General features: G+C 45.4%; 25 protein-coding genes. 15 read left to right on the forward strand and 10 right to left on the reverse strand.

Annotation, left to right across the window (positions count from 1 at the left end; translation table 11 throughout):
- Positions 1–61: 61 nt before the first annotated feature.
- On the reverse strand, positions 62–2725 hold the full coding sequence (locus R8N46_RS04615) for a DUF2339 domain-containing protein (protein ID WP_162497053.1): 2664 nt from the start codon (positions 2723–2725) through the stop codon (positions 62–64).
- Between the two features lie 440 nt (positions 2726–3165).
- Between R8N46_RS04615 and R8N46_RS04620 the strand changes: the two genes are divergently transcribed.
- The 4 genes from R8N46_RS04620 (at position 3166) to R8N46_RS04635 (ending at position 7332) form a co-directional block, all read left to right on the forward strand.
- Complete coding sequence (locus R8N46_RS04620) at positions 3166–4965, forward strand: cation:proton antiporter (RefSeq protein WP_005373994.1); 1800 nt, start codon at positions 3166–3168, stop codon at positions 4963–4965.
- A 238-nt stretch (positions 4966–5203) separates the two neighbouring features.
- Complete coding sequence (gene fni / locus R8N46_RS04625) at positions 5204–6223, forward strand: type 2 isopentenyl-diphosphate Delta-isomerase (protein WP_005388695.1); 1020 nt, start codon at positions 5204–5206, stop codon at positions 6221–6223.
- A gap of 194 nt (positions 6224–6417) precedes the next feature.
- Entirely contained in the window at positions 6418–6681 is a 264-nt protein-coding gene (locus tag R8N46_RS04630; RefSeq protein WP_005373992.1) for a DUF3012 domain-containing protein, read from the forward strand.
- A 252-nt stretch (positions 6682–6933) separates the two neighbouring features.
- The gene (locus tag R8N46_RS04635; protein ID WP_213967463.1) at positions 6934–7332 is read left to right on the forward strand and encodes a GFA family protein; all 399 of its coding nucleotides are present in this window, start codon (positions 6934–6936) and stop codon (positions 7330–7332) included.
- Positions 7333–7428: 96 nt separating this feature from the next.
- Here R8N46_RS04635 and R8N46_RS04640 read toward each other — a convergent pair whose 3' ends face one another.
- On the reverse strand, positions 7429–7779 hold the full coding sequence (locus R8N46_RS04640) for a rhodanese-like domain-containing protein (RefSeq protein ID WP_182039443.1): 351 nt from the start codon (positions 7777–7779) through the stop codon (positions 7429–7431).
- 267 nt (positions 7780–8046) lie between these two features.
- Here R8N46_RS04640 and R8N46_RS04645 point away from each other — a divergent pair, with 267 nt between their 5' ends.
- The 3 genes from R8N46_RS04645 (at position 8047) to R8N46_RS04655 (ending at position 10284) form a co-directional block, all read left to right on the forward strand.
- A complete protein-coding gene (locus tag R8N46_RS04645) occupies positions 8047–8337 on the forward strand; it encodes a co-chaperone GroES (protein WP_005373989.1) in 291 nt (96 codons plus the stop codon).
- A 33-nt stretch (positions 8338–8370) separates the two neighbouring features.
- The gene (gene groL / locus R8N46_RS04650; protein ID WP_213972257.1) at positions 8371–9969 is read left to right on the forward strand and encodes a chaperonin GroEL; all 1599 of its coding nucleotides are present in this window, start codon (positions 8371–8373) and stop codon (positions 9967–9969) included.
- Positions 9970–10074: 105 nt separating this feature from the next.
- On the forward strand, positions 10075–10284 hold the full coding sequence (locus tag R8N46_RS04655) for a hypothetical protein (protein ID WP_005373984.1): 210 nt from the start codon (positions 10075–10077) through the stop codon (positions 10282–10284).
- 131 nt (positions 10285–10415) lie between these two features.
- Here the strand turns inward: R8N46_RS04655 and R8N46_RS04660 are convergent, their stop codons facing one another.
- Positions 10416–11027, reverse strand: coding sequence for a LysE family translocator (locus R8N46_RS04660; RefSeq protein ID WP_213972256.1), 612 nt, complete (start codon positions 11025–11027; stop codon positions 10416–10418).
- A gap of 109 nt (positions 11028–11136) precedes the next feature.
- On the opposite strand from R8N46_RS04660, the gene R8N46_RS04665 reads away from it, so the two are divergent.
- Both R8N46_RS04665 and R8N46_RS04670 read left to right on the forward strand, forming a co-directional pair.
- A complete protein-coding gene (locus R8N46_RS04665; RefSeq protein ID WP_213972255.1) occupies positions 11137–12027 on the forward strand; it encodes a LysR family transcriptional regulator in 891 nt (296 codons plus the stop codon).
- A gap of 59 nt (positions 12028–12086) precedes the next feature.
- A complete protein-coding gene (locus R8N46_RS04670) occupies positions 12087–12458 on the forward strand; it encodes a VOC family protein (protein WP_206970420.1) in 372 nt (123 codons plus the stop codon).
- Positions 12459–12556: 98 nt separating this feature from the next.
- Here the strand turns inward: R8N46_RS04670 and R8N46_RS04675 are convergent, their stop codons facing one another.
- Entirely contained in the window at positions 12557–12778 is a 222-nt protein-coding gene (locus R8N46_RS04675) for a hypothetical protein (RefSeq protein ID WP_017635120.1), read from the reverse strand.
- Between the two features lie 122 nt (positions 12779–12900).
- Here R8N46_RS04675 and R8N46_RS04680 point away from each other — a divergent pair, with 122 nt between their 5' ends.
- The gene (locus R8N46_RS04680) at positions 12901–13428 is read left to right on the forward strand and encodes a TetR/AcrR family transcriptional regulator (RefSeq protein ID WP_213891550.1); all 528 of its coding nucleotides are present in this window, start codon (positions 12901–12903) and stop codon (positions 13426–13428) included.
- Between the two features lie 44 nt (positions 13429–13472).
- On the opposite strand, the gene R8N46_RS04685 is transcribed toward R8N46_RS04680, so the two are convergent.
- Positions 13473–14423 carry a helix-turn-helix domain-containing protein gene (locus R8N46_RS04685; protein WP_213891548.1) on the reverse strand — a complete coding sequence of 317 codons (951 nt, stop codon included), beginning with the start codon at positions 14421–14423 and terminating at the stop codon, positions 13473–13475.
- A gap of 184 nt (positions 14424–14607) precedes the next feature.
- On the opposite strand from R8N46_RS04685, the gene R8N46_RS04690 reads away from it, so the two are divergent.
- From R8N46_RS04690 to R8N46_RS04705, 4 genes are all read left to right on the forward strand, one after another.
- Positions 14608–16020, forward strand: coding sequence for an ethanolamine ammonia-lyase subunit EutB (locus R8N46_RS04690; protein ID WP_025768012.1), 1413 nt, complete (start codon positions 14608–14610; stop codon positions 16018–16020).
- Entirely contained in the window at positions 16013–16897 is an 885-nt protein-coding gene (eutC, locus tag R8N46_RS04695) for an ethanolamine ammonia-lyase subunit EutC (RefSeq protein ID WP_213972254.1), read from the forward strand. Before R8N46_RS04690 ends, eutC begins: the two co-directional genes overlap by 8 nt.
- Before the next feature lie 11 nt (positions 16898–16908).
- Positions 16909–18312 (forward strand): ethanolamine permease, encoded by a 1404-nt coding sequence (eat, locus tag R8N46_RS04700; protein WP_170890216.1) that lies wholly within the window; start codon positions 16909–16911, stop codon positions 18310–18312.
- Between the two features lie 187 nt (positions 18313–18499).
- The gene (locus tag R8N46_RS04705; protein ID WP_213972253.1) at positions 18500–19555 is read left to right on the forward strand and encodes an NAD(P)H-dependent flavin oxidoreductase; all 1056 of its coding nucleotides are present in this window, start codon (positions 18500–18502) and stop codon (positions 19553–19555) included.
- Positions 19556–19593: 38 nt separating this feature from the next.
- Here the strand turns inward: R8N46_RS04705 and R8N46_RS04710 are convergent, their stop codons facing one another.
- Complete coding sequence (locus R8N46_RS04710; RefSeq protein ID WP_054701515.1) at positions 19594–20073, reverse strand: peptide-methionine (S)-S-oxide reductase; 480 nt, start codon at positions 20071–20073, stop codon at positions 19594–19596.
- Between the two features lie 217 nt (positions 20074–20290).
- Between R8N46_RS04710 and R8N46_RS04715 the strand changes: the two genes are divergently transcribed.
- Positions 20291–21031, forward strand: coding sequence for a DNA-binding transcriptional regulator YciT (locus R8N46_RS04715; protein WP_054865466.1), 741 nt, complete (start codon positions 20291–20293; stop codon positions 21029–21031).
- Here the strand turns inward: R8N46_RS04715 and R8N46_RS04720 are convergent, their stop codons facing one another.
- The 4 genes from R8N46_RS04720 to R8N46_RS04735 form a co-directional block, all read right to left on the reverse strand.
- The gene (locus tag R8N46_RS04720; RefSeq protein ID WP_005373960.1) at positions 21032–21925 is read right to left on the reverse strand and encodes a DMT family transporter; all 894 of its coding nucleotides are present in this window, start codon (positions 21923–21925) and stop codon (positions 21032–21034) included.
- Between the two features lie 154 nt (positions 21926–22079).
- Positions 22080–22436, reverse strand: coding sequence for a VOC family protein (locus R8N46_RS04725; RefSeq protein ID WP_170890214.1), 357 nt, complete (start codon positions 22434–22436; stop codon positions 22080–22082).
- A gap of 29 nt (positions 22437–22465) precedes the next feature.
- The gene (locus R8N46_RS04730) at positions 22466–23119 is read right to left on the reverse strand and encodes an isochorismatase family protein (RefSeq protein ID WP_213972252.1); all 654 of its coding nucleotides are present in this window, start codon (positions 23117–23119) and stop codon (positions 22466–22468) included.
- Positions 23120–23151: 32 nt separating this feature from the next.
- Positions 23152–23877, reverse strand: a complete 726-nt coding sequence (locus R8N46_RS04735) for an NUDIX domain-containing protein (protein ID WP_005373953.1) — start codon at positions 23875–23877, stop codon at positions 23152–23154.
- Positions 23878–24131 lie beyond the last annotated feature (254 nt).

The raw sequence follows: 24131 nt of genomic DNA on the forward strand, positions 1-24131 counted from the left end.
CACTGTTATCGTCCCCCAATAACGAAAACAGCGCACTGTCGGGAATCTCTCTTTGACTCGTCTAGGGCTCGAGTGCTTTTGCCACCGAACGATTCAATTTCTGGAATAGCCATCCAAGTGCTATCAAAGACGCACCTAAGCCTAAGAAGCTTATTGCTCGCCAGAACCCATCCAGAGAGCTCACATCCCATAAGAATACTTTCAGTGCGACACAGGCAAGGACTACTAGACCGACACGCTGCATCATCAGCCCCTGTTGGGTCACGCCGCGCCAAGTCAGCAATCCACCTACGAGCAAGCCAGCCACTGAATAACTGAACAACTCTGCCATGCTGGTTGGCTGATACAGCATCATCGATGTGGTTTGCCAGAATTGACGGATAGACATCCCCAACCAAATGGCTGCAAGTAAAAAGCCTAGACTAGCAATCGCAAATCGATGAACTTGCAACGTATTCCAGCGCTTAAACGTTGCGATAAGCAGGATGCAAGCTGGTAACAGCCAGCCGATACTCAGCATGTTAAAGATGGGAAGTGCTTGTGCCGAGACGTTATCAGTCACCAACGGCGATTCTGCCGTATTAAGCAAAATAATCAATATAGCGAACGCGCACCAAAGCAAGTAACTATAGATTTCGTAGATACGGCTTAAGCGTTGCGCAAATTGGCTGCGGTAGCTGTATACCAAACCCATAACTAATGCTTGATTGGCAAAGACTGCCGCACTTGTGAAGTCGATGTGCCCCAAGTAACCATATTGCCCCGTTAACCAGTAGTTAGTTTGGGTGAACAATGCCATTAAGAATACATGTAAAAACGCCCCTTCAAACCAGTTGGTCAGTTCTCGGTCCACTTGTTTTAGTGTTGAACGAGCATAAGACAAGATGAAGAGAGAAGGCATATAACTCACAAGAACCCAAGCCCAATGCCCAGCTTCTACCGGTTGCCATTCGGGTATGAAAGGTAGCAGCGTGAGTCGGATAACCAGTATTCCCATTGCCACTTTAATCGCCCAACTCGCAGGTCGAAATAACCCGACTTGAGCCTGTAAGGCCATTATCGCAACTTGTATTGAGATTGCTGTTGTTAACCAAGTATCGCTCAACCAAACAAAAGCGATACCTACGATTAAAGCATGCATAACGGCAGAGCATTCTAATGCCAACGAACGTGCACGCTGACCAAGCACAACATAGTAAGTGGCCATCAATGCGCAGAAGGTAGTCCAATACCACAGGTAGCCTTGCATAAATTCGTCAACATAAAGCAACGTAATTAAGCTCATCGCGGGAGCCAGTACCAGCAGAAGCAGCCCACTGAGTTGCGAACGGTCACTAAGTGATTGGCAATATGTTCGATAGCCGATCAGTGCGATACTCACCGCCAATGCGAATAGAATGCTAGCTTCTCGCTCTAACATATACAGCGCATCAAAAGCGATGGTAAGAACAATCAGCGCGGTTGCTGAGACGAGAATAGATGGCAAAAATACACGTAATGACCAGCCTGTACGAAGTGCTGGTAGCCAGATGATCGCAACAAGCAGCGTATAACAGTACGCCATTTGTAGAGTGTTCAGCTCCGGCATTCTGGTGACGGCAGAAAAGGTCAATAAAGCAGTTGCGAGAGCGGTAGCGGTCGGCGAGTTTGTCCACTTGCTTTGATAGTGACGAAAGCGAGGATTGAGCCTCCAACCCATTCTCGGAACCGCGAAAATGAGATACAAAGTGATGGAGAGATAAATCGCGAGCCACGAGAACAACAGTTCTGTTGGTACACTCTCAATCAACAGCAACATCCAAATGACATGTGGAATCGCGATACTTGGCGTAATCCATGCCCTACGCACTTTTTGCATCAATAAGGTCGCCGCGAACGAAATTGCGCAGATGTATCCGGCTAACAAAAAGTAGTTGGGTTCACTACCTCCAATCCACAGTGGTGCTGTGTAGCCACCAATTAAGCCAAGCACGGCCATTAACGGCCCTTGTCGCAATGATAATGCTAAACTGAAAAATGCCGCTGAAGCCAAGATGATCAACGAGATACTCGGCGTTAGCATTTGATAAACCACAAAGGCAAAAATGACGGTGCAGTAAATGCCCGTTAATCCTGTACCGGTAACGGCAGCAGGAACATACGTAAAGCCTTGGGCTCGTGCTGCCCGTTGCGGATTCTGTTGTTCTTTACGGTGAAACCACTCGCCAACAAGCACCATAAGTAATGAGAGCACAAAGGCAAAGGATACTCGCATAAATGGCGAAAACTGGATGTGGCTACCAATCACCTGTACGAGATAACCTCCACCGATCAGCATGGCCAATGCGCCTACCCAAACCAACCAATTTTCTTGAATGTTGCTAAGCAGGCTCTGAACTTTACTCTGAAGGAATGACTCATTTTCTTGACTAAAAACATCCAGTTGCACTTCTCTTGTCTGTGCGTACCCTTGATTCGCAGCGCTCTGGTCCAAGTCTAGGTTGGCAGCTGGATCATGTTCCCCATAGGATGAGACATTTTTCTGTTGTGATTCTATGTGAGGTGGCGTCGCTACAGATGGTGTGTCTTTTTCGATGCTGGATTGTTGGTGCACTTGTGGGTTTGAGCCCCCATGGACACTGGCTCGTAGTGATGTGACTTCCTCACGAAGTTTGGCTAGTTCTTTTTCTAAAAGTGCAGCTCGGTTGGCGGCTTTCACTCCGATGAGGATGGCGAGACACGCCATGAACAGTGCTAGTATTACGTACAATCCATTTCTCCTTGCGTACGTCGCGTGACCCACGATTCTTAACTTTGAGCACTTACGCTAAAGCTTAGTTCATGCTCTATGCCTTAGCCTCATATAGTGCTAGGTTCCGCGCTTTCTTTAGAAATCATTCTACATAATGAAACTCAATGCGTAATGATGAATTCGACAAAGTCGCACACTTGTGTGCCACTTTAAGACCTGATGAACAAAAATGAGTCGTTAAGTCATTGGGGGTCAACTATATTCATAGTTCTGATGCGATCGCCAAATGACTTCAAACATGTGCGTTTCGTAGCGATGTCATCGAAGGTCAGTCGTTTGATTTGCACGTTCGGTAGTTTCTATCTGACCGTAAGGCTGAATGTATTCGGGTATAGCGCATTCACGCGAAAAAAGACAAAAACAGGTAATTATTGATGCAAGTGGGTAATGAAGCGCTGGTGCTGTCAGCGGTTGGGGTTATTGGTTTAGGTTGCCAATGGTTAGCTTGGCGATTGCGTTTGCCAGCGATTTTATTTTTGTTGTTGGCAGGGCTGATCGTCGGGCCATTTATGCAGTGGTTAAATCCTGATGAGATATTAGGTAATTTGCTCTTTCCGTTGGTCTCTTTGGCGGTGGCAGTGATTTTATTTGAAGGCAGTTTGACCTTAAATTTTAAAGAAATTCGTGGCGTGAGTGGTTCGGTATGGAGCATTGTTTCCATCGGGGCGATCATTTCGTGGGCAGCGACCAGTATCGCAACACACTATTTCCTCGGCTTTACTTGGGAGCTTGCCATGTTGTTCGGCAGCTTAACCGTAGTAACAGGGCCGACGGTCATCGTGCCACTTCTACGAACCGTAAGACCTAACAGTACGCTTGCTAACATTTTGCGCTGGGAAGGGATTTTGATTGACCCGCTCGGTGCGCTTTTTGTTGTGATGGTTTACGAGTTTATCGTATCTCACAGTGCGATAAATAGCGTCGAAGTGTTTGGGACGATCATTGCTGTCGGTGTCATGCTAGGTGCGGCCTCAGGCTATGCAGTTGCGACGATCATGCGTCGTTCTTGGCTACCGGAATATTTGCAGCCATTTGCGGTTTTGATGGTGGTTCTAGGTGTATTTTCGGTCTCTAACCACATTGAGTCTGAAGCTGGGTTACTAACCGTCACCGTAATGGGTATGTGGCTCGCAAACGCTAAAGACATCAATATTCAGCAAATTCTGCACTTTAAAGAGCATTTAACCATTTTACTGATCACCGGATTGTTCATCTTCCTTGCGGCTCGAATCAGTCTGGATGATTTTGCTGCGCTAGGTAGCGGTGCGTTATTGTTATTTGTATTTATGCAGTTAGTGTCGCGTCCGTTATCGATTTTTCTTTCAACCTTCCGCAGCAACTTGCGTCTCAAAGATAAGCTGTTTTTGTCTTGGGTTGCACCGCGCGGTATTGTTGCTGCTTCGATTTCGTCTCTTTTCGCGATCAAATTGACCGAATACGGCATTGATGAAGCGATTTTACTGGTCCCTATGACCTTCATGGTGATTATAGGAACGGTCGTGTTACAAAGTGCGACGGCACGTCCTGTAGCGCTGACGTTGGGCGTCGCAGAGCCAGCACCACGCGGCTTCTTGTTGATTGGTGCTAACCGAGTAGCAAGAGAAATAGGGCAGGCGCTGGCGCGTTATGACCGTCGCGTATTAATGACTGACTCAAACTGGGAGTACATCAGTCAGGTTCGTATGTTGGGATTGGATTACTATTACGGCAACCCTATTTCTAGTCACGCGGACGACAACTTGAACTTGATAGGAGTTGGACAAGTGGTTGCATTAACGCCCGATCAGCATTTCAACATTATGGCTTGCATGCAATTCGTCGACGAGTTTGGGGAAGATAAAGTTCACTGCTTACAAAAAGTGAAAACCAACGGCAATGGCAGCGAGAAGCACTCCGTGGCTCAGGAGTACCATGGTAAATTGCTGATGGGCGGCAATGTAAGCTATACCCAGCTAGCCAGTATGTTAAGTCGTGGTGCAGAGGTTAAGCACACGAAATTGAGCGATAACTTCACGTATCAAGATTATTTAGCGCATCACAAAGGTAGTTCAGTTGTACCGCTGTTCCATGTAGAAGAAAAAGGAAAAATTCAATTCTGTGATGATCCAGAGCAGTTTGAACCAACGACGACAAGTACTGTTGTGTCGCTAATTCTGTCGGACAGCGTAAAGTAAACTACAGAGCAATGTGATCCATTTTCATCATGGGTATCGTACGCTGATTATCTCAATTTGAAGAGAAACTTGCCGGCTTGTTTAAAACGGAAAGCGAGTTTCTTTTCTTATAATGTCAGGGGCAGTCGAGATTCATTACTCGTTTCGGAAAAGTAATCTGGCAAATTCACAAAATTCGCATTGACGTTACTGATAAGGATCGCAATACTGCGCGACTGTTTTACTTTAGGGTGACATTATGGCTCCGCAAACTAACCGAAAAGATTTACACCTAGATGCTGTTTTACATCATGATATGAGCATGAAGCATAAAACGGCGGGTTTTGAGTCTGTCGAGTTTGAACACTGTGCGCTGCCAGAATGTGACTTTCACGCGATCGATTTATCGACAGAGTTTCTTGGTCATCAATTAGCGCTACCGTTTTTGATTAGCTCGATGACTGGCGGAGCAAAAGACGCAGAAACGATCAATTGTCGTCTAGCTGAAGCAGCAAGTGAATTAGGTATTGCCATGGGTGTGGGCTCGCAACGGATTAGCTTAGAAGAAAGTCAGCATTCGGGCTTGGGTAAAACCATTCGTGAGTTGGCGAAAGAAGTACCGTTGTATTCCAATCTTGGAGCCGCTCAATTGCTCGATAAAGGTAAACTCGATAATGCGCAACGTGCGGTTGAGGCGATTCAAGCCGATGCCTTGTTTGTGCACGTTAATCCAATGCAGGAAGCGTTTCAGAAAAATGGCGACCACAATTGGGTTGGTGTTTTCCAGGCAATTGAGATGCTTAAATCTCGCGTGAAGGTTCCTATCATTATCAAAGAAGTCGGTTTTGGTATTAGCGGACACGTTGCGCAGCGATTAATTGATGCTGGTGTGGATGCAATTGACGTTGCGGGCGCGGGTGGCACAAGCTGGAGTGCGGTTGAAGGGTATTGCCAAGATAATCCGAAAATGCAGCGTGCAGCCGAGCTTTTCCGCGATTGGGGTGTCCCTACAGCAACATGTTTGGCTCAAATCCGCGCACTGCATCCTACATTACCGTTGATCGCCTCGGGAGGTGTTCATAACGGACTTGAAGCGGCGAAAGCCATTCATTTGGGTGCTAATCTCATTGGGCAAGCTGGTGCGGTATTAAAAGCTGCGACGATCAGCACGCAGTCTGTCGTCGATCACTTTGAACAAATGGCATTAGAGCTGCGTTTAGCGTGCTTTGGTACTGGCTCTTTTAAGGTTGGTGAGCTAACAAAAGCGCGCTGCCTATAGCTTTTAGAATGGCGCGCTTTACACAGAGTCGCTCAATAATTTTTCGGTGTCTTAACACGTAGACTGATAATTTCGTTATAGTTGATACAAAAGTCACTTCAGCTAGTGACGCCTTTATTCAGACACTTGAATGGGCATGTGTTGAAGAGATTGAGTTTAATTTTACTATTGTTTGCAACTGGAACCTTAAATTTATGAAAAAACTAGTCATGCTGATGTTGGCGGCTTCTGCTTTGACCGCTTGTAGTGATGAAGTGGGCACTGAAGGCTGGTGTAACGACATGCGCGATAAGCCAAAAACAGAATGGACAGCAGACAACGCGGTAGACTTTGCAAAGCATTGTGTTCTGCAAGATGGTGTCGGCAGCGAGCAATGGTGTGAAAACCTGAAAGATAAGCCGAAAGGTGACTGGACTGCAAACGAAGCGACCAGCTTTACTAAACACTGCATTTTTTAAGCACAGCGGAAAGCGCCTTTTCTGAGGCGACATTCTGTGAGGTAAACACCAAGCGTTATTGCTTGGTGTTTTTGTATCTAAAATAGCTCGATTTTTCACGTGTCGAGCGCACTTCCCTCTGAATGGAATGTTTTACATTTTCGTTTCATTTTTGAAAACCTGTATTGCCTGTCTTTAATTTTTCGTATTGCAGTGGCATGGTGTCGAGATAGCCATCTAATTCAATTAGATTCATAACAAAAAGGAATTCAAATGGAAGTACTGAAAGGCTCATGTCTGTGCGGCAAGGTAAAGTTGGAAGTGGCAGATGAATTCAAGTACATGGGAAATTGCCATTGCTCTGAATGCCGCAAGTTCACAGGTTCTGACTATTCATCTGCCGGTGGTATTGCGTTGGATAAACTGCTTATTATCCAAGGGAAAGAAGATATTCAAACTTATCAGAAAAGCGAAAATACCATGCTATGCTTTTGTCGCCACTGCGGATCAAGTCTGTATTCGAAAAAGAACAACGGGATCGTCAATATTCGCCTTGGTATCTTGGATGACACACCTTCTCACAAGCCTGATTTCCATATTTTTGTCGCGTCGAAAGCGCCGTGGCTCGAGATATCGGATAACCTGACTCAATTTGATGCAGGGCCCAGATAGTAGAGTTGTTGTAGATAAGTATTTAGAAACAGAGCGCGTTACAATACGCTTGCGACACGCTCTATGCTTTTACTTTGTATATTAGAACGGAGACGACTATCTGGCGTCTTGTAGTTCTTCTAAGCCACCTGCATTGTGCAGATTCGTAAAGCCTTGCGATTGTAAGTATTGATACGCTTTGTCTGAGCGGTTACCACTGCGGCAGTACAACACGATAGCTTGATCTTTATCGACGTCTTGAAAATGTTTATCAAGTTCAGATAAAGGGAAGTTGACGGCATTATCCAAATGCCCTTCAGAAAACTCTTGCGGCGTACGCACATCGACAATCATCGCGCCCTTGTCAATCAATTGCCACCCTTGTTCAGCGCGTTCAGAAGCCGACACGTTGGGTGAGAGGAAGCCAACGCACAACGTTGCAAGAAATAGAGATACGGCCTTTTTCATTGTTTGATTATCCTTTTTAAGAGTACGTAACCACTCTAGATTTGATTGAGCATATTTTCCATCATAAAGAGATGCTAAGTAGTTGTGAATGCGATAATTCGATAGAAAATTTTATTTAATTTAATAAAAAATTTTTATCAAATTCACCTCTTGAACTCTAATTTTTCGACCTTATTATTTTCATCGAAAGCGAGCTGTCGACTCGCAAATCCATCTTGATGTTTATTTTGTCTTTTATTTTTGGTTCCAAGTAGGAGGCACTTAAAAATGAAAATTCGTCCTTTAAATGACAAGCTAATTGTTGAAAGACAAGAGGTGGAAAATAAATCTGAAGGGGGAATCGTTTTAACTTCTCAGTCGGTGAAAAAATCAAACCGCGGGAAAGTCATTGCTGTTGGTTTAGGTAAACGTCTTGAAAATGGCGAACGCGCTGCGATGGAAGTCAAAGTGGGCGACCAAATCATTTTCAATGACGGTTACGGCGTGAAAACCGAGAAAATTGACGGCGCAGAATACTTAATTCTGTCCGAATCTGATGTGTTAGCAATCGTTGAGTAATTATTTTTGTAGTAGTTTTTTGAGGAGATAACCATGGCTGCAAAAGACGTATTATTTGCTAATGACGCACGTCAAAAAATGCTGAAAGGTGTGAACTTACTGGCGGACGCAGTAAAAGTGACACTAGGCCCGAAAGGCCGCAACGTTGTGCTTGATAAATCTTACGGCGCGCCAACCATCACCAAAGATGGCGTGTCTGTAGCGAAAGAAATCGAACTGAAAGATAAGTTCGAAAACATGGGCGCACAAATGGTGAAACAAGTGGCGTCCAAAGCGAATGATGAAGCGGGGGACGGTACAACGACGGCTACCGTACTGGCGCAATCTTTCATCAATGAAGGTCTTAAAGCGGTAGCCTCTGGCATGAACCCAATGGACCTAAAACGTGGTATCGACAAAGCCACTGAAGCGGCGGTTGAGAAACTACGTGAAATGTCTAAGCCATGCAGCGACAAAGAATCCATTACCCAAGTGGGTAGCATTTCTGCAAACAGCGATCGCGCGATCGGTGAAATCATTGCAGAAGCGATGGAAAAAGTGGGTCGCAATGGCGTGATTACGGTTGAAGAAGGCCAAGGTCTAAACAACGAATTGTCTGTGGTTGAAGGTATGCAATTCGACCGCGGTTACTTGTCGCCATACTTCATCACTAACCAAGAAAATGGCAGCGTCGAGCTAGACAACCCATACATCCTATTGGCGGACAAAAAAGTCAGCAGCATCCGCGAGCTATTGCCTGTACTAGAAGAAGTAGCGAAATCTTCTCGCTCGCTATTGATCATTGCTGAAGACATCGAAGGTGAAGCGTTAGCGACATTGGTTGTGAACAACATGCGCGGCATCGTGCGTGCGACCGCGGTGAAAGCGCCTGGCTTTGGTGACAACCGTAAAGCGATGATGGAAGACATTGCGGTACTAACTGCTGGTACGGTCATCTCTGAAGAAATCGGCCTAGAGCTCGAAAAAGCAACGTTAGAGCAACTAGGTAGTGCGAAGAAAGTGACCATCACCAAAGACACAACAACCATTGTGGGTGGTGCAGCAGAAGCAAGCGCGATTGCTGATCGTGTGGCTTCGATTGAAAAACAAATCGAAACAACCACCTCTCAATACGATAAAGACAAGCTTCAACAACGTGTTGCGAAGCTTTCTGGCGGCGTAGCGGTGATCAAGATCGGCGCTGCAACCGAAGTTGAGATGAAAGAGAAGAAAGACCGCGTGGACGATGCGCTACACGCTACCCGCGCAGCGGTTGAAGAAGGTATTGTTGCTGGTGGTGGTGTTGCCCTAACTAAGATCGCGAAAGAATTGGCGGATCTAAAAGGCGACAATGATGACCAAAACGTGGGTATCCGAGTTGCGCTACGTGCAATGGAAGAGCCTCTTCGTCAAATCGCAACTAACGCAGGTGACGAAGCTTCTGTTGTGGCGAACGCTGTCAAAGCTGGTGATTCCGATTACGGTTACAACGCTGCAACAGGTGAATACGGCAACATGATCGAAATGGGCATCTTGGACCCTGCGAAAGTAACACGCTCAGCGCTTCAATTCGCTGCGTCTGTTGCTGGCTTGATGATCACCACTGAAGCGATGATCACCAACCACGTTGAAGACAAAGAACTTGATATCTAACGTCATCAACCGTTAGTGATTAAGTAAGCGTTAAAATAACAATAACATTGCAAAACCTAAGCGGGCTCGCTTGAGCCCGCTAATCAGTCATTTGAGGTAAGTGTTATGACCCGTTTACCTGCGTTTTCTTTCTCAATATCTGAGCCGGGCGGTAATGAAGCTTCGTCAACGTGGCCGACTGCTATTCACTTCCCCCTCGTTCCAGCTGGGCCAGAGTTTTCGATCGAAAATGCTCTGCCTAAACGTCCGACAGTGACGATATTCACTATCGATCTGTCTCAGTTATTTAAAGGGGACGCTCGGGTCATCCATTAACTGTATCGAAACAGCCAGCGCACGTTGGCTGTTTTTTTCTAATTTAAAGTATTGATAATGTAGATTTTTATTTGATTACAGCCACTTGTTCAATGATCAATTTGAACTGGGGTAATCGGACCGCAAGCGTACTACACTTTTAAGCCCAGCATCGCGCCGAAAATGATTAATCCCGCCCCACATGCTTGATTGAGTCGATGCTTAATCTTCAACAAGAAAGCTTGTAGCTGGGGTGACATGAATAAAACAGCAACGATAGAAAACCAAATACCATGCAGCGCAATCATATAAATCCCGTAGAACAAGGCGATGTGTTGCTGACTAGAGTCGGGAGAAATCACTTGGCTAAAAATACTCAGAAAAAACAGCATCGTCTTGGGATTGAGTAAATTACACAGAAACCCCTGCATGAAAAATCGCCACATTGAATACTCGCTCTGTTGAACGGTTTCTGAGTTTGATGCAGGTTGCGAGGAGAATATTCCTTTAATCCCAAGGTAGACAAGATAAGCGGCCCCAAGATAGCGCACGAGATTAAACAACCATTCATTTTGTGAAATTAAGTAACTGATCCCCAGCATGGAGTAAGCGATGTGGATGCTTATCGCCATGCTGATACCAATCGCACTGTATACGCCTGCTTTTCGTCCTTGATTTAAGCTATTTCTTAATACCAAAACAAAGTCTGCGCCAGGGCTAATAACAATAAGCACACCTAATAACGCAAGAGTTACAAATTCCATATCGATTTCCTGTTTGAATGATGAAGTCTGGGATGTAGCGGAATTGTAGGCGTCTTTATTACTGACTATAATCGAAAAATATTCCCATATTGGTGAGAAAAACTCACAGATGCGTAACCTGAAATCTTTTTATGTCTTCCACGTTGCGGCGAGTTCTTCAAGCTACACTGAAGCGGCTGACAAACTGAACATTACTCACGGAGCCGTGAGTAAGCAGATCAAGCAACTTGAGCAATATCTGTCTCAACCTTTGTTCTTCAAAGAGGGCAGGAAAGTCGTGTTGACGGCGGAAGGCGAATTACTCAAGACATACACAGAAACGGCATTCCAAACGCTAGAAACAGGCGTGAATACGCTTATTCAAGAGAAGCATCAGCATCTTGAAGTGTCTTGTGAACCGACATTAACCATGCGCTGGTTGATGCCAAGGTTGGCCGCGTTTAATGATGAACACCGTGCTGATGTTCGTTTGTCGACGGCTGGTGGCCCGGTAACATTAGGATCAACTGGGCTTTCGATGGCGATTCGTCGAGACGATTTTGCGCAGCATCACGATTACGACAAAACCATTCTTGTGGAAGAGTGGGTGGGGCCGGTATTTTCTCCTGAGTATTGGCAATCCATTAAAGACAATTTGAAAGCAGCTCGATTGTTGAATAGCCAAACCAGACCGAATGCTTGGGCGGATTGGCAGCAATCAACACGTTGTGAAACTTTCAACGGCAACACTCAGCAATCATTCGCGCATTTTTATTTTTGCATACAAGCCGCAGTGGATGGCTTAGGCGTCGCAATGGGATCGTATCCTTTTGTCATGGACGATATTAAGCGTGGTAATTTGGTCGCACCATTTGGGTTTTCTCCATCAAGTTGCAATTACGTTTTATTGAGTCAAGATAAAAAGCGTACAGAACTCGAACATAAATTTATCACGTGGTTACAAACGCAAATGGCAGAGTGTGTGCCACTGTCATCACAGCAGATTACGCAAGGCGAATAGAAGGCATAGAGCGAGATTACGTCAGTCAGTTTTATGGAAAAAGGCTTAGGAAATTGGAAATGGAAAACCTCAATATTGTTGAAATCAAATCATTTGTTCCGGCGAAAGATTACGCGCTATCAAAACGCTTTTATGAGGCGATTGGCTTTGAAATGGCGTCGGACTTCGGTGATGTAGCATACTTCTCTCAAGGTAGCTGCGCGTTTCTTTTACAGAATTTTTATGAGCCAGAACACGGCAATAACTTCATGATGCACTTGCTCGTAGAAGACGCAAAAAGCTGGCATCAGCACTTATCCAAAGTGGGTCATGAAGAATTTGGTTCGCGTTTGACTGAGCTGGTCGAGCAACCTTGGGGCATGCGCGAATGTTGTTTGTTTGACCCTAGCGGCGTTTTATGGCGAATTGGTCAGAACATGAATACTGACTAACGCCAGTCTTATTTTCACCACATCTACGCGCAGGTATTGAGATCTCGATATCTGCGCGTTTTCTTTTTTACTTAGCCTTGCCAACGTTTGTAGCGCACTCACGCCTTTTTCGAGGTGGTGTGCGATGGGCTAACGCCAAAAAACTCCTCAAGCAGCATGGCTTTGAGTTCCGCTCTGACTTCTGCGCCACCGATTAACGCCAAAAGTGCGAGTCCTCCTGGAATAAGGATGACCATTAATATCGGTCTTAAAATATACGAAAAGCAGAAGATGGTCGGGAAGAAAATCAATCCTTGGCCTAGTTTGTTTAATACGTACATGAGCGATTCCTTTTGTTTTTATATAAAATGAGCATGCTCAATTTTATAAATGAGCGCGCTCAATTTGTCAATCTCAACCACGCAAGGTATGATCCTTTCAGGCTCATTAAGCAGACACATCAATGACGAAGCGACAACAAACCAGAGATAAAATTCTAAAAGCCGCATGGGCATCTTTTGCTCAAAATGGCTATGACATGACGACCACAAGGCAGATAGCGAGAGAAGCAGGAGTAGCCGATGGCACAGTGTTTAGCCATTTCCCGACTAAACTGTCGATTTTGCGCGAAGGGATGCTGGCGCAACTGCAACAGATCAGCCAAGAAACGCTAATCAGTGTGGAAGGTAAAACCGATATCGACATTGGTTTGGCGCTGACGGATAAATACTATCGCTACTATTTTTCGAACGTTGAGCTGAGCCGAGCTTTGTTGAAAGAAGTGATTTGGGATTTGGATTATTATCAGTCGTTTAACCAAGCTTTGTTTCAATCTGTAAACGGAAGCTCCGTCCTTGAGGGAAAAATACCGCTGATTTTTGACTGCTATTTTATGACGTTAATCTCGCACTTGAGCCGTGCAGAACCGGATGTTGAAGCGGCACTTGAAGAGCTTCATGCTAAGTTTCAGCAAATCATTGCGACTGCATAACATGGCCCCAACGCAGGATGTGAAAGAATATACTGCCTGTCATTTTATTTGCTGGACTCCCATTTTCTCGTTTCAGTTGGCGTCTCACCAAATAGCCGCTTGTAGCTTTGACTGAACTGCCCGAGATGGAAAAAACCAAAGTCAAAAGCGATTTCTGCAATTGTTCGATTATCTTCAGGGCTTTGTAGCACTCTACGTACTTGATTTAGGCGCATTCGATGTATGAACTGCTTTGGGGAAGTATTACAGCAATGTTCAAAGGTGTACTGTAGTGTGCGACGACTGACGTGTACTGCGTCACACAGTTCACTGACGGTTATTGGTGTATGGTAGTCTAGATCCTGTAGCTGTTGTTTTATACGCTGCATCACGTGTTGACGATGAGAGATTGATATCGGATGGCTCGTGTGCAGTGAACTGAGTGAGAACAACTCCAGCACAATATCTTTTAAGATTGCTTGATGTGTGGTTTCAGACCATCTTGGCTCGGCGGAACCAAGTAACGTGCCTAAGTAGTATTTAAGTTGTTGAATGTGTTTTTCCGTCAAACCCGTTAAGTGAAATATGTTGTTCTGGATACTCCCAAGCTCAAGTTGATTTTCTATGATGTGAACGAAGTTTTTGTCGAGCACTATTCCATAGATAGAAAACTGCTCCGGTGTCATTAACTCAAAATCAGCGCCACCTTGCCTAAGCAAAAGCTGGCTTGAATTAAACTGACTGTGATTTAGGTGTAGCGGCTTATTTTCCGCACTCAAACCCAACCAAATACCTCCCTCTTCAACCCTGCATTGCTGTCTTAGCGAGCGGTTACTGTCTTCACGAAACACATGGAAATTGGGAAATCGTCGTTCTCGAATTTGACCTAAAAATCGACCATCGCTGAGTTGGTCATATTCCTGTTGCCAGTTTATCAGACTCGCAGCTTGTTGGTTTGCATCCTTAGTGTGATGGATGCACAGCATTGGTGCAGTTTGGGGCATTTGGTTACTCATCCTTGTGATGCTCATTCCTTTTTTGTGAGTCATGTTGGAGCAGTATTTACATAACTCATTGTTTATTATTGGTTTATAAATGTTGCCAGTTTTTGATAACGCTACGGAACACATTTGGCAATACTTTCTTAAAGCTTATTGATAGTTCAGCAAAAAGCGAACCAAATAGTGAAGAGGAAGAGCAATGACGGCAACTTATCGTCGGCAACAAGGAAGTAAAGTCTATACCTTTAAGTCATTAGCTGACTTGATGGCGAAAGCGACACCGGAGCGCTCAGGCGATGCGTTAGCCGGGGTTTGTGCTCAGTCAGCGGCAGAACGTGTAGTCGCACAAATGGCGCTGTCTGAGTTACCACTTAAAACGTTTCTTAACGAGGCGGTTATTCCATACGAAAGCGACGATATCACTCGCCTAATTATCGATACGCATGACCTTGAAGCCTTTAAGCCGATTGAGCACTTGACGGTCGGAGATTTTCGAAATTGGCTGCTGAGTGAAGAAGCCGATGGTGAAACGTTGGCTAAAATTCGTCAAGGTTTAACACCAGAAATGGTGGCCGCAGTCAGTAAGATTATGCGCAACCAGGATTTGATTCTCGTTGCTAAAAAATGCCAAGTTGTCACGGCTTTTCGGAATACGATTGGTTTGCCGAGTCGCCTGTCTACTCGCTTACAGCCGAATCATCCCACTGATTCTCTCAACGGTATCGCAGCGACCATTTTTGATGGTCTGATGTACGGAAATGGCGATGCGGTTATCGGTATCAATCCGGCAACAGATAATGTACCTCAAGCTATTAAGTTAATGAACTTAATGGATGAGGTGATTCAACACTATCAAATACCGACTCAGTCTTGTGTGTTAACTCATGTCACGAACACGATCGAAGCCATTGAAATGGGTGCACCAGTCGATCTCGTTTTTCAGTCGATAGGCGGCACGCAAGGGACGAATGATACCTTCGGAATCGACTTGTCGATTTTGAAAGAGGCCCATGAAGCCGCGTTGTCTTTGAATCGAGGTAGCGTAGGAAACAATGTGATGTATTTTGAAACCGGACAAGGTACAGCGCTGTCTGCGAATGCATTTCATGGGGTCGATCAGCAGACTTGTGAAGCCCGCGCTTATGCTGTCGCGAAACAGTTCGATCCTTTGTTGGTTAATACTGTCGTTGGGTTTATTGGCCCTGAGTATCTGTTTGATGGCAAACAGATCATTCGTGCTGGGCTTGAAGATCATTTCTGTGGGAAGTTGCTTGGTTTACCTATGGGTTGCGATATCTGTTACACCAATCATGCCTATGCCGATCAGAATGACATGGATAACTTGCTGACACTATTAGGTGTGGCCGAGTGCTCGTTCATCATGGGTATTCCAGGGTCTGATGACATCATGCTCAACTATCAAACTACCTCATTTCACGATGCCCTTTACGCAAGAAAAGTACTCGGTTTGAAGCCAGCACCAGAGTTTGAAAAATGGTTAATGGAGATGCAGATTTTCGAGAGCGTGCAAGACGTTCGGTTAAGTGAGCAAATCTCTCGCTCGTTTTCGGGAGCAATTAACCAACTGAATAAGGGGTATTCTCATGGGTAAAGTAATCACCATTGCTCAGTCCCCACAAGATGAGTCTGGAGTTGTCACACACAACCCGTGGGGCAAGTTACGTGACTTCACCTCTGCTCGGATCGCTCTGGGTCGTAGCGGAAACAGTGTACCAACCAACGAGTTACTCTCATTTCAGCTGGATCATGCCCAAGCTATGGATGCAGTGCATTGCAGTTTGAATGTTGACTCTCTCGTTGCTGGTTTATCGGACTCTTACTCGATTCTTGAAAATACCTTAGAACCTCCAGTGGTAGTGAGCAGTCAAGTGAGTGACCGGCTTATGTACCTGCAAAGGCCCGATTTAGGAAGGCTGCTTGATGAATCTTCTTGGCAAACGCTCAACTTGATAGCAAATGAGCATAACACTGACATTGATCTTGCGATTGTTATTGCTGATGGACTTTCTTCCGTCGCAATTCAAAACCATGCCGTGCCTGTGGTTACTCGATTGATTTCTCTTTTAAGCGCTGATGATGAACATCAATGGAAATTCGCACCTATCACAATCGTAAAGCAAGGAAGAGTAGCGGTAGGGGATGATGTTGGTGAATGTTTTAACGCCAAGGCCGTGCTGGTTTTAATTGGAGAGAGGCCCGGGCTAACCTCTCCGGATAGCATGGGGATGTATCTCACTTGGGGGGCTAAACGAGGCTCTAAAGATTCCCAAAGAAACTGCATTTCCAATGTGCGCCCTCAGGGGCTCAACTATGACGATGCCTGTGAACGCGCATTTTACTTGCTCAAGGAAGCTCGAAAATTACAACTGTCAGGAGTGAATCTGAAAGATCGCTCAGATATCAATGAGCCAAGTGGCGCAAGCGTTGAAGATAAACACAGCGACAACTTTTTAATTTCATCAAAGTAGAAGGATTTACTATGTCTAAACATCAGGAGTACTTGGCCAAAAGGCAGCTAAAAAGAGGCACCGCAGGTTGGATTTTACTTGCTGGCTTAGGTGTCTCGTATGTTATATCTGGTGACTTCGCCGGTTGGAACTTTGGCATCGCTCAAGCAGGATGGGGAGGCTTTCTTATTGCTGCTATCGCGATGGCAGTAATGTATTTCACGCTAGTATTGTCTTTAGCTGAAATGTCTGCGGCTATTCCTGCTGCGGGTGGTGGTTACAGCTTCGCAAGACAGGCGATGGGGCCGACAGGCGGCTTTTTCACTGGCTTATCAGTTTTGATTGAATATACGCTCGCGCCTGCTGCGATAGTGATTTTTATTGGCTCAGCCGTGAATGAATTGGTTGGTATCGATGGCCCTGTTGTTTACGCACTTTTCTACGCCGTCTTTATCGCTATTCATATGGCAGGTGTTGGCGAAGCTCTCAAAGTGATGATGGTCATCAGCGGTTTGGCTGTGCTAGCTATTCTCATTACTGCTGCTGTGCTTATTGGTCACTTTGATGTTAATAACTTATTCGATATTGCTCCGGCGACGGCTCAGGCAACAGAAATCTTGCCGTTTGGGTGGTATGGCGTATGGGCTGCGTTGCCATTTGCAATGTGGTTGTTTCTTGCGGTTGAAGGTGTGCCTTTAGCGGCAGAGGAGGCAAAAAATCCGGCAAAAGATGTTCCCAAAGGCATCATTGGTGCGATGCTGTTTTTATTGCTAACCGCAACTCTCGTAGTCGTCCTTTTGGCTGGTGCGGTTGGCTCAAAGGTCATAGGCGATAGCGCGGTGCCATTAGTTGACGCCCTAAAGCTTACGGGCAATTCAACGGTAGCAATGGCCGTGAACTTACTTGGATTGGCTGGCCTTATCGCTTCTTTCTTTTCAATCATTTATGGTTACAGTCGCTTGGTGTTTGCGCTTTCCCGCGCGGGTTATTTACCGCAAACTTTGTCATTAACCAGTGACAAAAAAGTGCCTTCTCGTGCGCTTTTGGTTCCGGGCGTTTTTGGGTTCTTGGTTTCACTTACGGGTGAGGGGGACTTAATCTTGGCGATGGCTGTTGTCGGTGCGACTGTATCGTACGCATTAATGTCCTTGAGCCATATTTTATTGCGAATTAAACAGCCGGAATTAACTCGTCCATATAAAACGCCTGGTGGGATAATTACTTCGAGTATTTCTCTGGTGCTTTCTTTGATCGCAATGACAGGTGTTTATGCTTTTGATCCCTCAGCCTTTTTCATGACAATGGGATTGTTTCTTATCGGTGGTGTTTATTATGGGTTATACAGCCGCAACAAACTGGTGGCATCAACCGCCGAGGAAGAGTTTGCCATGCTGTCTGTAGCAGAGCTAGAGCTTGAATCAGATGTCGTACGATAGTCACTTTGATTCTTGTTATTCAGCATATTAAGGGAGCCATAGGCTCCCTTTGTCATTTCTATCAAAAGTGCATAGCGCACAAATGCATCACTTTAACTTTATAAGCGGTTAATCATGTGAAAGTCTAGTCTGGATAACGATGGCGCAGATCCATCACAGGTAAAGGTTAAGTTTTCAAGGAAAGAGCATGATGAACAAGGTATTTAATACACTTTTGGGAACAGAGTTACCGATTATTCAAGCGCCAATGGCCGGTGTGCAAGACAGCCAAATGACCATAGCCGTCAGTAATGTTGGCGGGCTTGGCTCGTTACCTTGTGGAATGCTGAACAAAGACGCCATCGTAAAAGAACTTCAACTTATCAAGCAGGCAACTAACCGACCGTTTAACCTCAATTTCTTTTGCCATGAAATGCCGGAGTATGACGGCAACAAGCACGAAAAGTGGCAAAAAACGCTGCAACCGTATTTTTCCGAGGTTGATGCAACCGTTCAGGCTCAGCCAAACGCTCCGACAAGGATGCCTTTCAATCATGATATTGCTGACGCGATTGAACCATTTGCACCGCCAGTGATCAGTTTCCACTTTGGTTTGCCAGACGATGATCTGTTAGCTCGAATTAGAGGGTGGGGAGGGAAGATCCTTTCGTCAGCGACCACGGTGGACGAAGCACTTTGGCTAGAAGCAAAAGGCGTTGACGGTATTATCGCCCAAGGCTTGGAGGCTGGTGGACACCGAGGTATGTTTTTATCGGATGATTTAACTACTCAATTAAGTTTGATTGCGTTATTACCACAAATCGCCAAACGGGTGAATTTGCCTGTTATTGCTGCAGGCGGAATCGCTGATAGAAGAGGGGTGGAAGCCGCGTTGAGATTAGGAGCGAGTGCCGTTCAAGTTGGCAGCGCCTATTTGTTGTGTGATGAGGCGAAAACATCGTCTTTACATCGATATGCCATTGCCAGTGAACGCGCGCAACATACCGCTGTGACCAATGTTTTCTCGGGCCGACCAGCGAGAGGCATTGTTAATCGCGCAATGTCGGAGCTAGGCTACATCAGTGAGTTTGCGCCGAAATTCCCATACGCCTCCATTGAAATGGCTCAACTAAGAGCGCTTATGGAAAAGCAAAACCGAGATGAATTCACACCGTTGTGGTGCGGACAAAACTCGTCGGGTTGTAAGGAAATATCGGCGGCAGAAATGACATTGTCATTAATGGAAGGCATCGATTTTAACTGATATGCATCTTGCCTTTTAAAGCGATGCTGACTGAATGGTTACGAGTTATCCCTGTATTTATGTAGTAAATCTAATGGGATGTGGCAGTAATCATTCGGAAAGTTTGTGAGTCTGTCTTGGTGCTCATCATCACTTGGTACATAATTTGTGAGTGGCAGTACTTCTACGGCGATCTTGTCGGCGTCCGGTCGTGCTGCGATAAACGCTTTCGCGATGGTGAGATGCTGTTCGTTTTGGCTATAAACACCAGTACGGTACTTCTCACCTACGTCTTCACCTTGCTTGTTAACGCTGTAAGGGTCGATTATCTCAAACAAATACCCCATTAAAGTTTCAACCGAAACTTGCTCAGGGTCGAACTGGGTTTTCACGCACTCTGCGTAGCCATCGTATTCGGATTGAGTGTTATCCGTTGTGCCATTTGCTCGCCCGGCTTCTGTGTTGATTACGCCCGGAAGGTGGCGCATAAATTCTTGCACGCCCCAAAGGCAGCCGCCTGCGAAGTAAATTTCTTCCATTACTTTTATCCTAGTCTCTATCGTTGTTGGGATGTAGGGAGTTAACCCCTCTTCTTCCATCCCATTTTCGTTGCCCTATTATCTGTTGATGGGAGCGATATTCGCAAGGTACAGCTTGGCTAATCAGACCACGCGTTTTTTCCTTTTTACTTTCAAGTTCTTTTCATATGAAACATCAGGTGAGTATACTGTAAGCTCATCAATAAGGAGCGAACCTGTGAACCCAAGACAAAATGAAATCCTGCAATTAGTGAACGACCGTAAACGCGTTCAAGTCACAGAGCTTTCTGACATCATTGGCGTGTCGGGTGTGACCATCAGACAGGATTTGAACTTTCTGGAGCAACAGGGCTACCTAAAGCGCGTTCACGGCGCAGCTACCGCGTTGCAAAGTGATGACATTGATGCCCGCCTAGAAGTACGTTTCGATATTAAACAATCGCTCGCAAACCAAGCTGCGGATTTGGTCGCATCGAATGAGACAGTGCTGATTGAAGGAGGCAGTGCCAATGCGTTGTTGGCTCGGACTTTGGCTGAGCGCGGCGATGTGACCATCATTACGCCATCGGCGTATATCGCCCATCTCATCCGTAACACTTCTGCCAACATTATCTTGCTTGGTGGCGTGTATCAGCACCAAGGCGAGAGCTTGGTCGGACCGCTGACTAAGTTGTGTATTGAGAACATTCATTTCAGCACGGCCTTCTTGGGTATTGACGGCTTCCATCAAGACACTGGCTTTACTAGCCGCGACATGATGCGCGCTGAGATCGCAGAAACCATCATTGCGAAAAAAAGGCGCAATATTGTTCTAACGGATTCTAGTAAATTTGGGCAAATTTATCCCTCATCAATTGGTAAGACTGACGAAATATCAGTGCTGCTGACTGACAAAGCCGCTCCGAAAAGCGACCTTGAACAAATCAAAAAGCGAGGTGTGGAAGTTATATTAGGCTGATTAAGCCACGCTTCGTTTTCGCTTCGCGAGCATTGCTGTTGGGGAGAAACCGGTGACTAGCATAGTGCCGCTAAGCACTAGAATTGTTCCTATGATGGTGTTAGAGCCGACGGGCTCATCTAGCACCAAGTAGCCCCATAAGATACCAAAAACAGGAACAAGAAAAGTGACAGTCAGTGCTGACGCTGGGCCGATATCAGAAACTAAGCGGAAATAGAGCAAATAAGCGAACCCTGTGCATACAACGCCGAGCGTGACAACAGAGCTCCATTCGAAATGACTTGGTTCTGCACGCATTGGTAAGAATGGTAGCAGCGGCAGTACCCAAATAACCGCCGCCCACATGCTGCCGTGAGCATTGTCAAAAGCAGGTACTTGTGGCGCATTTTTAGTGTAGTTGGTAGCAATGCCATAGCTGAAAGAAGCCATCAAACTGGCGGCAATAGGGAGCATGGCTTCTTCACCTATGGTTGAAGTATCTAAGCCGACCAAGACTGCAACGCCTCCAATGCCTATTAGCATACCGAGAACAGATTTCGCTGTGAGTGGGCTGCGGTACCAAACAAAGCCAACTAGTGCTCCCCATATTGGGGCGGTTGAGTTCAATATTGCTAAAGTTGATGCATTCAGTGTCTGGGCTGCGTACGCAAAGAGTAAAAATGGAACTGCGCTATTGAATAAGCCAATAATAAAGAAGTGTTTAGTATGCGCAGTTAACGTGAGTTTCTTCTTCAAATATACGGCGATCAATAACAAAGCGACGGCGGCAAATGTAACTCGAAATTCGATTAAGTAAGCCGGCCCGAATGTGTTGGCGGCGACTCGCATAAACAGAAACGAGCCACCCCAAATAGCAGCGAGGCAGAGTAAGCGAAAAAAACTGACGGCAGTCATTTGACATCCTTGGTCGAGGTATAGCGCCTCATCGATTAATTGTTGCGCTAACAGTGAATTAAACCAAGGATGAGGTCAACCAGAAATGTAATGCCAGTTCCGGATCTGGCTAGCTTGGGCTCACGTTGATGGTGTGTTGTTGATTTGTGATGACTTAATGGCTCTCTGACCATACTGCGAATTCATTTCCACTCGGTTCAGTGAAGTGGAATCGACAGCCGCCGGGGAATTCGAAAATAGGGCGGATAATTTTTCCACCATGCTGCTCTACTTTTGTCTGAGTGGCCTGAATGTCTGAGCTATAAAATACTAAAAGTGCGCCACCATTTGCGGTTTGGTTTATAAACTCAGATTTGAAGAATCCGCCATCCAACCCTTGTCCTGAAAATACAGAATATTCTGGACCATAATCGGTAAAGCTCCAGTCAAAAGCACGCTCAAAAAATTGTTTGGTCGCACTGACATTAGTGGAACCAAATTCAACGTAATTCAATTTTTCATGTTGATGCATGGTGAAATCCTTCTCGGTTACTATCGTTTCTAAGCGAACTTTTCTACGATGATGTCGTCCGCTTTTTCGACAAATAATGCGCCATTATCTCTGAGCTCTGTCAGCACATTCTCTACATTATCAGGCAGCACCGCACGAGTTGAAGCAAGATTAACTACCACATTGTAGCCAAGTTCCAGCGCTTGCATGACGGATTTTTTCACGCAAAAGTCTAAGGCAAGGCCACCGATAACTAAGGTATCAATCCCGTTGAACTTTAGAAATTCATGCGCACCTGTCGTTTTGGTGTCGGCAATATCATGGAAAAAAATACCGTAAGGGTGTGCGTCAGGATCCATACCTTTATTAACTTGAAAATCGTAGTCCAACACGGATGGTAAGCCATCTAGCAGCTCAGAACCTGTTGTGCCAAGCACACAGTGACGGTTCCACTTTATATCCACATTCGGTAAACCAACGGGCTCAAGCATATTGGCTGGCGATTCTGCATCCCATTTTGCTTTCGGTGGGTGCAAGTCACGACTGACCAGTTTTAATCGGCCTTTGGCATGATTGTTCAAAAGCTCCGGTACGATTTCCAACGCACCTGCAACGGGCAGTTCATTTGGACATAACTCACTAAAACCTTTCTCTGGATCAACGTCGATCACTGCTGTAGTTTGATAGTTTACTCGAACAGTCATGGCAGACTCCTTGTCTGTCTGATTGTCTGCGTTTATCCACGCAAACAGTTTTGAAAAAAGGTTACTTCGTCGCTAGTCAGCGTATATACCATTGCGGGTTTTCCACCTTTGCCTTTGTTGGTTGAAGCGACTTTATTAGTGGGTTTTAGTACGCCTGAATCTATCAAGCGGCGCTTAATCGTCATTCGGCTGATATCAATACCAAACTCTTGATAAGCAGAAATGATGTCCGCAACCAAAAACTCTTTGTCTAATGCAAACAAAAGAACCGATGTGTATTCAATGGATGCACGAAGCTTTTGCCACGCTTTTTCAATGGTTTTTTGATGATCAAATGCGAGGGTTTCTTCTCCATTGAGAATAGCCTGTAGCGAAAACCATTTAAGTTGGCATTCCGGTACACCTGCATTATTTATTTGCTCTACATTGTTACGATCGACTAAGGCGTAGTGCGTAATGTTTAAGCTCCAGTCTTCTGGATCTCGCTTTGGATCACCGTCGATAAACGCTTCGCTAAAATGGCGAGGGTAGGTATGGATTTTCTCACGGCAAATTCGGCGACGCGCCGCTTCAAAGTTTTCATCGGCCGGGCGTCCGCCTTCACTGGTTAAGTCTTTATCAAAGACAAATCCGCCCGGTAGTGCCCAGACTCCATGGTATGGCCGATTTGGATTTGAACGTTTAATCAACAACACTTCCAATCCCTTATCGGCACAGCCAGATAGCCTGAATGGAATAATGTCGACAGATACGATCATGGTTGGGTCCTAATATTGATTTGTAAGTAATCTAGCGCATAACAAGTGGTCAATCAATGGGTAAGTAACGAGTTGTTAGAAACGTTTTTGGTAGTGTTCGTAATACGGTTTGAGCATAAATTTACGGATGACTCTGACTTATTCACAATGCTTGCTCGAATTCTAGACAAAAAAACCTTATAAAAATGAGTGGTTAGTAACAAAAGTTGACAAACTATAGATGGGTGTTTATTGTTTACGCAAATTAGTTAGTA

This window comes from Vibrio sp. 1874 (assembly GCF_033344395.1).
Lineage (GTDB): Bacteria > Pseudomonadota > Gammaproteobacteria > Enterobacterales > Vibrionaceae > Vibrio > Vibrio alginolyticus.

Excerpts from the sequence above, each read along its gene's own strand:
- R8N46_RS04670 (WP_206970420.1), top strand. The coding sequence starts at position 12,087 with ATGGAAAACCTCAATATTGTTGAAATCAAATCATTTGTTCCGGCGAAA.
- groL (WP_213972257.1), top strand. The coding sequence starts at position 8,371 with ATGGCTGCAAAAGACGTATTATTTGCTAATGACGCACGTCAAAAAATG.
- R8N46_RS04635 (WP_213967463.1), top strand. The coding sequence starts at position 6,934 with ATGGAAGTACTGAAAGGCTCATGTCTGTGCGGCAAGGTAAAGTTGGAA.
- R8N46_RS04675 (WP_017635120.1), bottom strand. The coding sequence starts at position 12,778 with ATGTACGTATTAAACAAACTAGGCCAAGGATTGATTTTCTTCCCGACC.
- eat (WP_170890216.1), top strand. The coding sequence starts at position 16,909 with ATGTCTAAACATCAGGAGTACTTGGCCAAAAGGCAGCTAAAAAGAGGC.
- R8N46_RS04685 (WP_213891548.1), bottom strand. The coding sequence starts at position 14,423 with ATGAGTAACCAAATGCCCCAAACTGCACCAATGCTGTGCATCCATCAC.
- R8N46_RS04725 (WP_170890214.1), bottom strand. The coding sequence starts at position 22,436 with ATGCATCAACATGAAAAATTGAATTACGTTGAATTTGGTTCCACTAAT.
- R8N46_RS04730 (WP_213972252.1), bottom strand. The coding sequence starts at position 23,119 with ATGACTGTTCGAGTAAACTATCAAACTACAGCAGTGATCGACGTTGAT.
- R8N46_RS04710 (WP_054701515.1), bottom strand. The coding sequence starts at position 20,073 with ATGGAAGAAATTTACTTCGCAGGCGGCTGCCTTTGGGGCGTGCAAGAA.
- R8N46_RS04630 (WP_005373992.1), top strand. The coding sequence starts at position 6,418 with ATGAAAAAACTAGTCATGCTGATGTTGGCGGCTTCTGCTTTGACCGCT.
- R8N46_RS04645 (WP_005373989.1), top strand. The coding sequence starts at position 8,047 with ATGAAAATTCGTCCTTTAAATGACAAGCTAATTGTTGAAAGACAAGAG.
- R8N46_RS04665 (WP_213972255.1), top strand. The coding sequence starts at position 11,137 with ATGCGTAACCTGAAATCTTTTTATGTCTTCCACGTTGCGGCGAGTTCT.
- R8N46_RS04720 (WP_005373960.1), bottom strand. The coding sequence starts at position 21,925 with ATGACTGCCGTCAGTTTTTTTCGCTTACTCTGCCTCGCTGCTATTTGG.
- R8N46_RS04690 (WP_025768012.1), top strand. The coding sequence starts at position 14,608 with ATGACGGCAACTTATCGTCGGCAACAAGGAAGTAAAGTCTATACCTTT.
- R8N46_RS04620 (WP_005373994.1), top strand. The coding sequence starts at position 3,166 with ATGCAAGTGGGTAATGAAGCGCTGGTGCTGTCAGCGGTTGGGGTTATT.
- eutC (WP_213972254.1), top strand. The coding sequence starts at position 16,013 with ATGGGTAAAGTAATCACCATTGCTCAGTCCCCACAAGATGAGTCTGGA.
- R8N46_RS04655 (WP_005373984.1), top strand. The coding sequence starts at position 10,075 with ATGACCCGTTTACCTGCGTTTTCTTTCTCAATATCTGAGCCGGGCGGT.
- R8N46_RS04660 (WP_213972256.1), bottom strand. The coding sequence starts at position 11,027 with ATGGAATTTGTAACTCTTGCGTTATTAGGTGTGCTTATTGTTATTAGC.
- R8N46_RS04705 (WP_213972253.1), top strand. The coding sequence starts at position 18,500 with ATGATGAACAAGGTATTTAATACACTTTTGGGAACAGAGTTACCGATT.
- R8N46_RS04735 (WP_005373953.1), bottom strand. The coding sequence starts at position 23,877 with ATGATCGTATCTGTCGACATTATTCCATTCAGGCTATCTGGCTGTGCC.
- R8N46_RS04680 (WP_213891550.1), top strand. The coding sequence starts at position 12,901 with ATGACGAAGCGACAACAAACCAGAGATAAAATTCTAAAAGCCGCATGG.
- fni (WP_005388695.1), top strand. The coding sequence starts at position 5,204 with ATGGCTCCGCAAACTAACCGAAAAGATTTACACCTAGATGCTGTTTTA.
- R8N46_RS04640 (WP_182039443.1), bottom strand. The coding sequence starts at position 7,779 with ATGAAAAAGGCCGTATCTCTATTTCTTGCAACGTTGTGCGTTGGCTTC.
- R8N46_RS04615 (WP_162497053.1), bottom strand. The coding sequence starts at position 2,725 with ATGGCGTGTCTCGCCATCCTCATCGGAGTGAAAGCCGCCAACCGAGCT.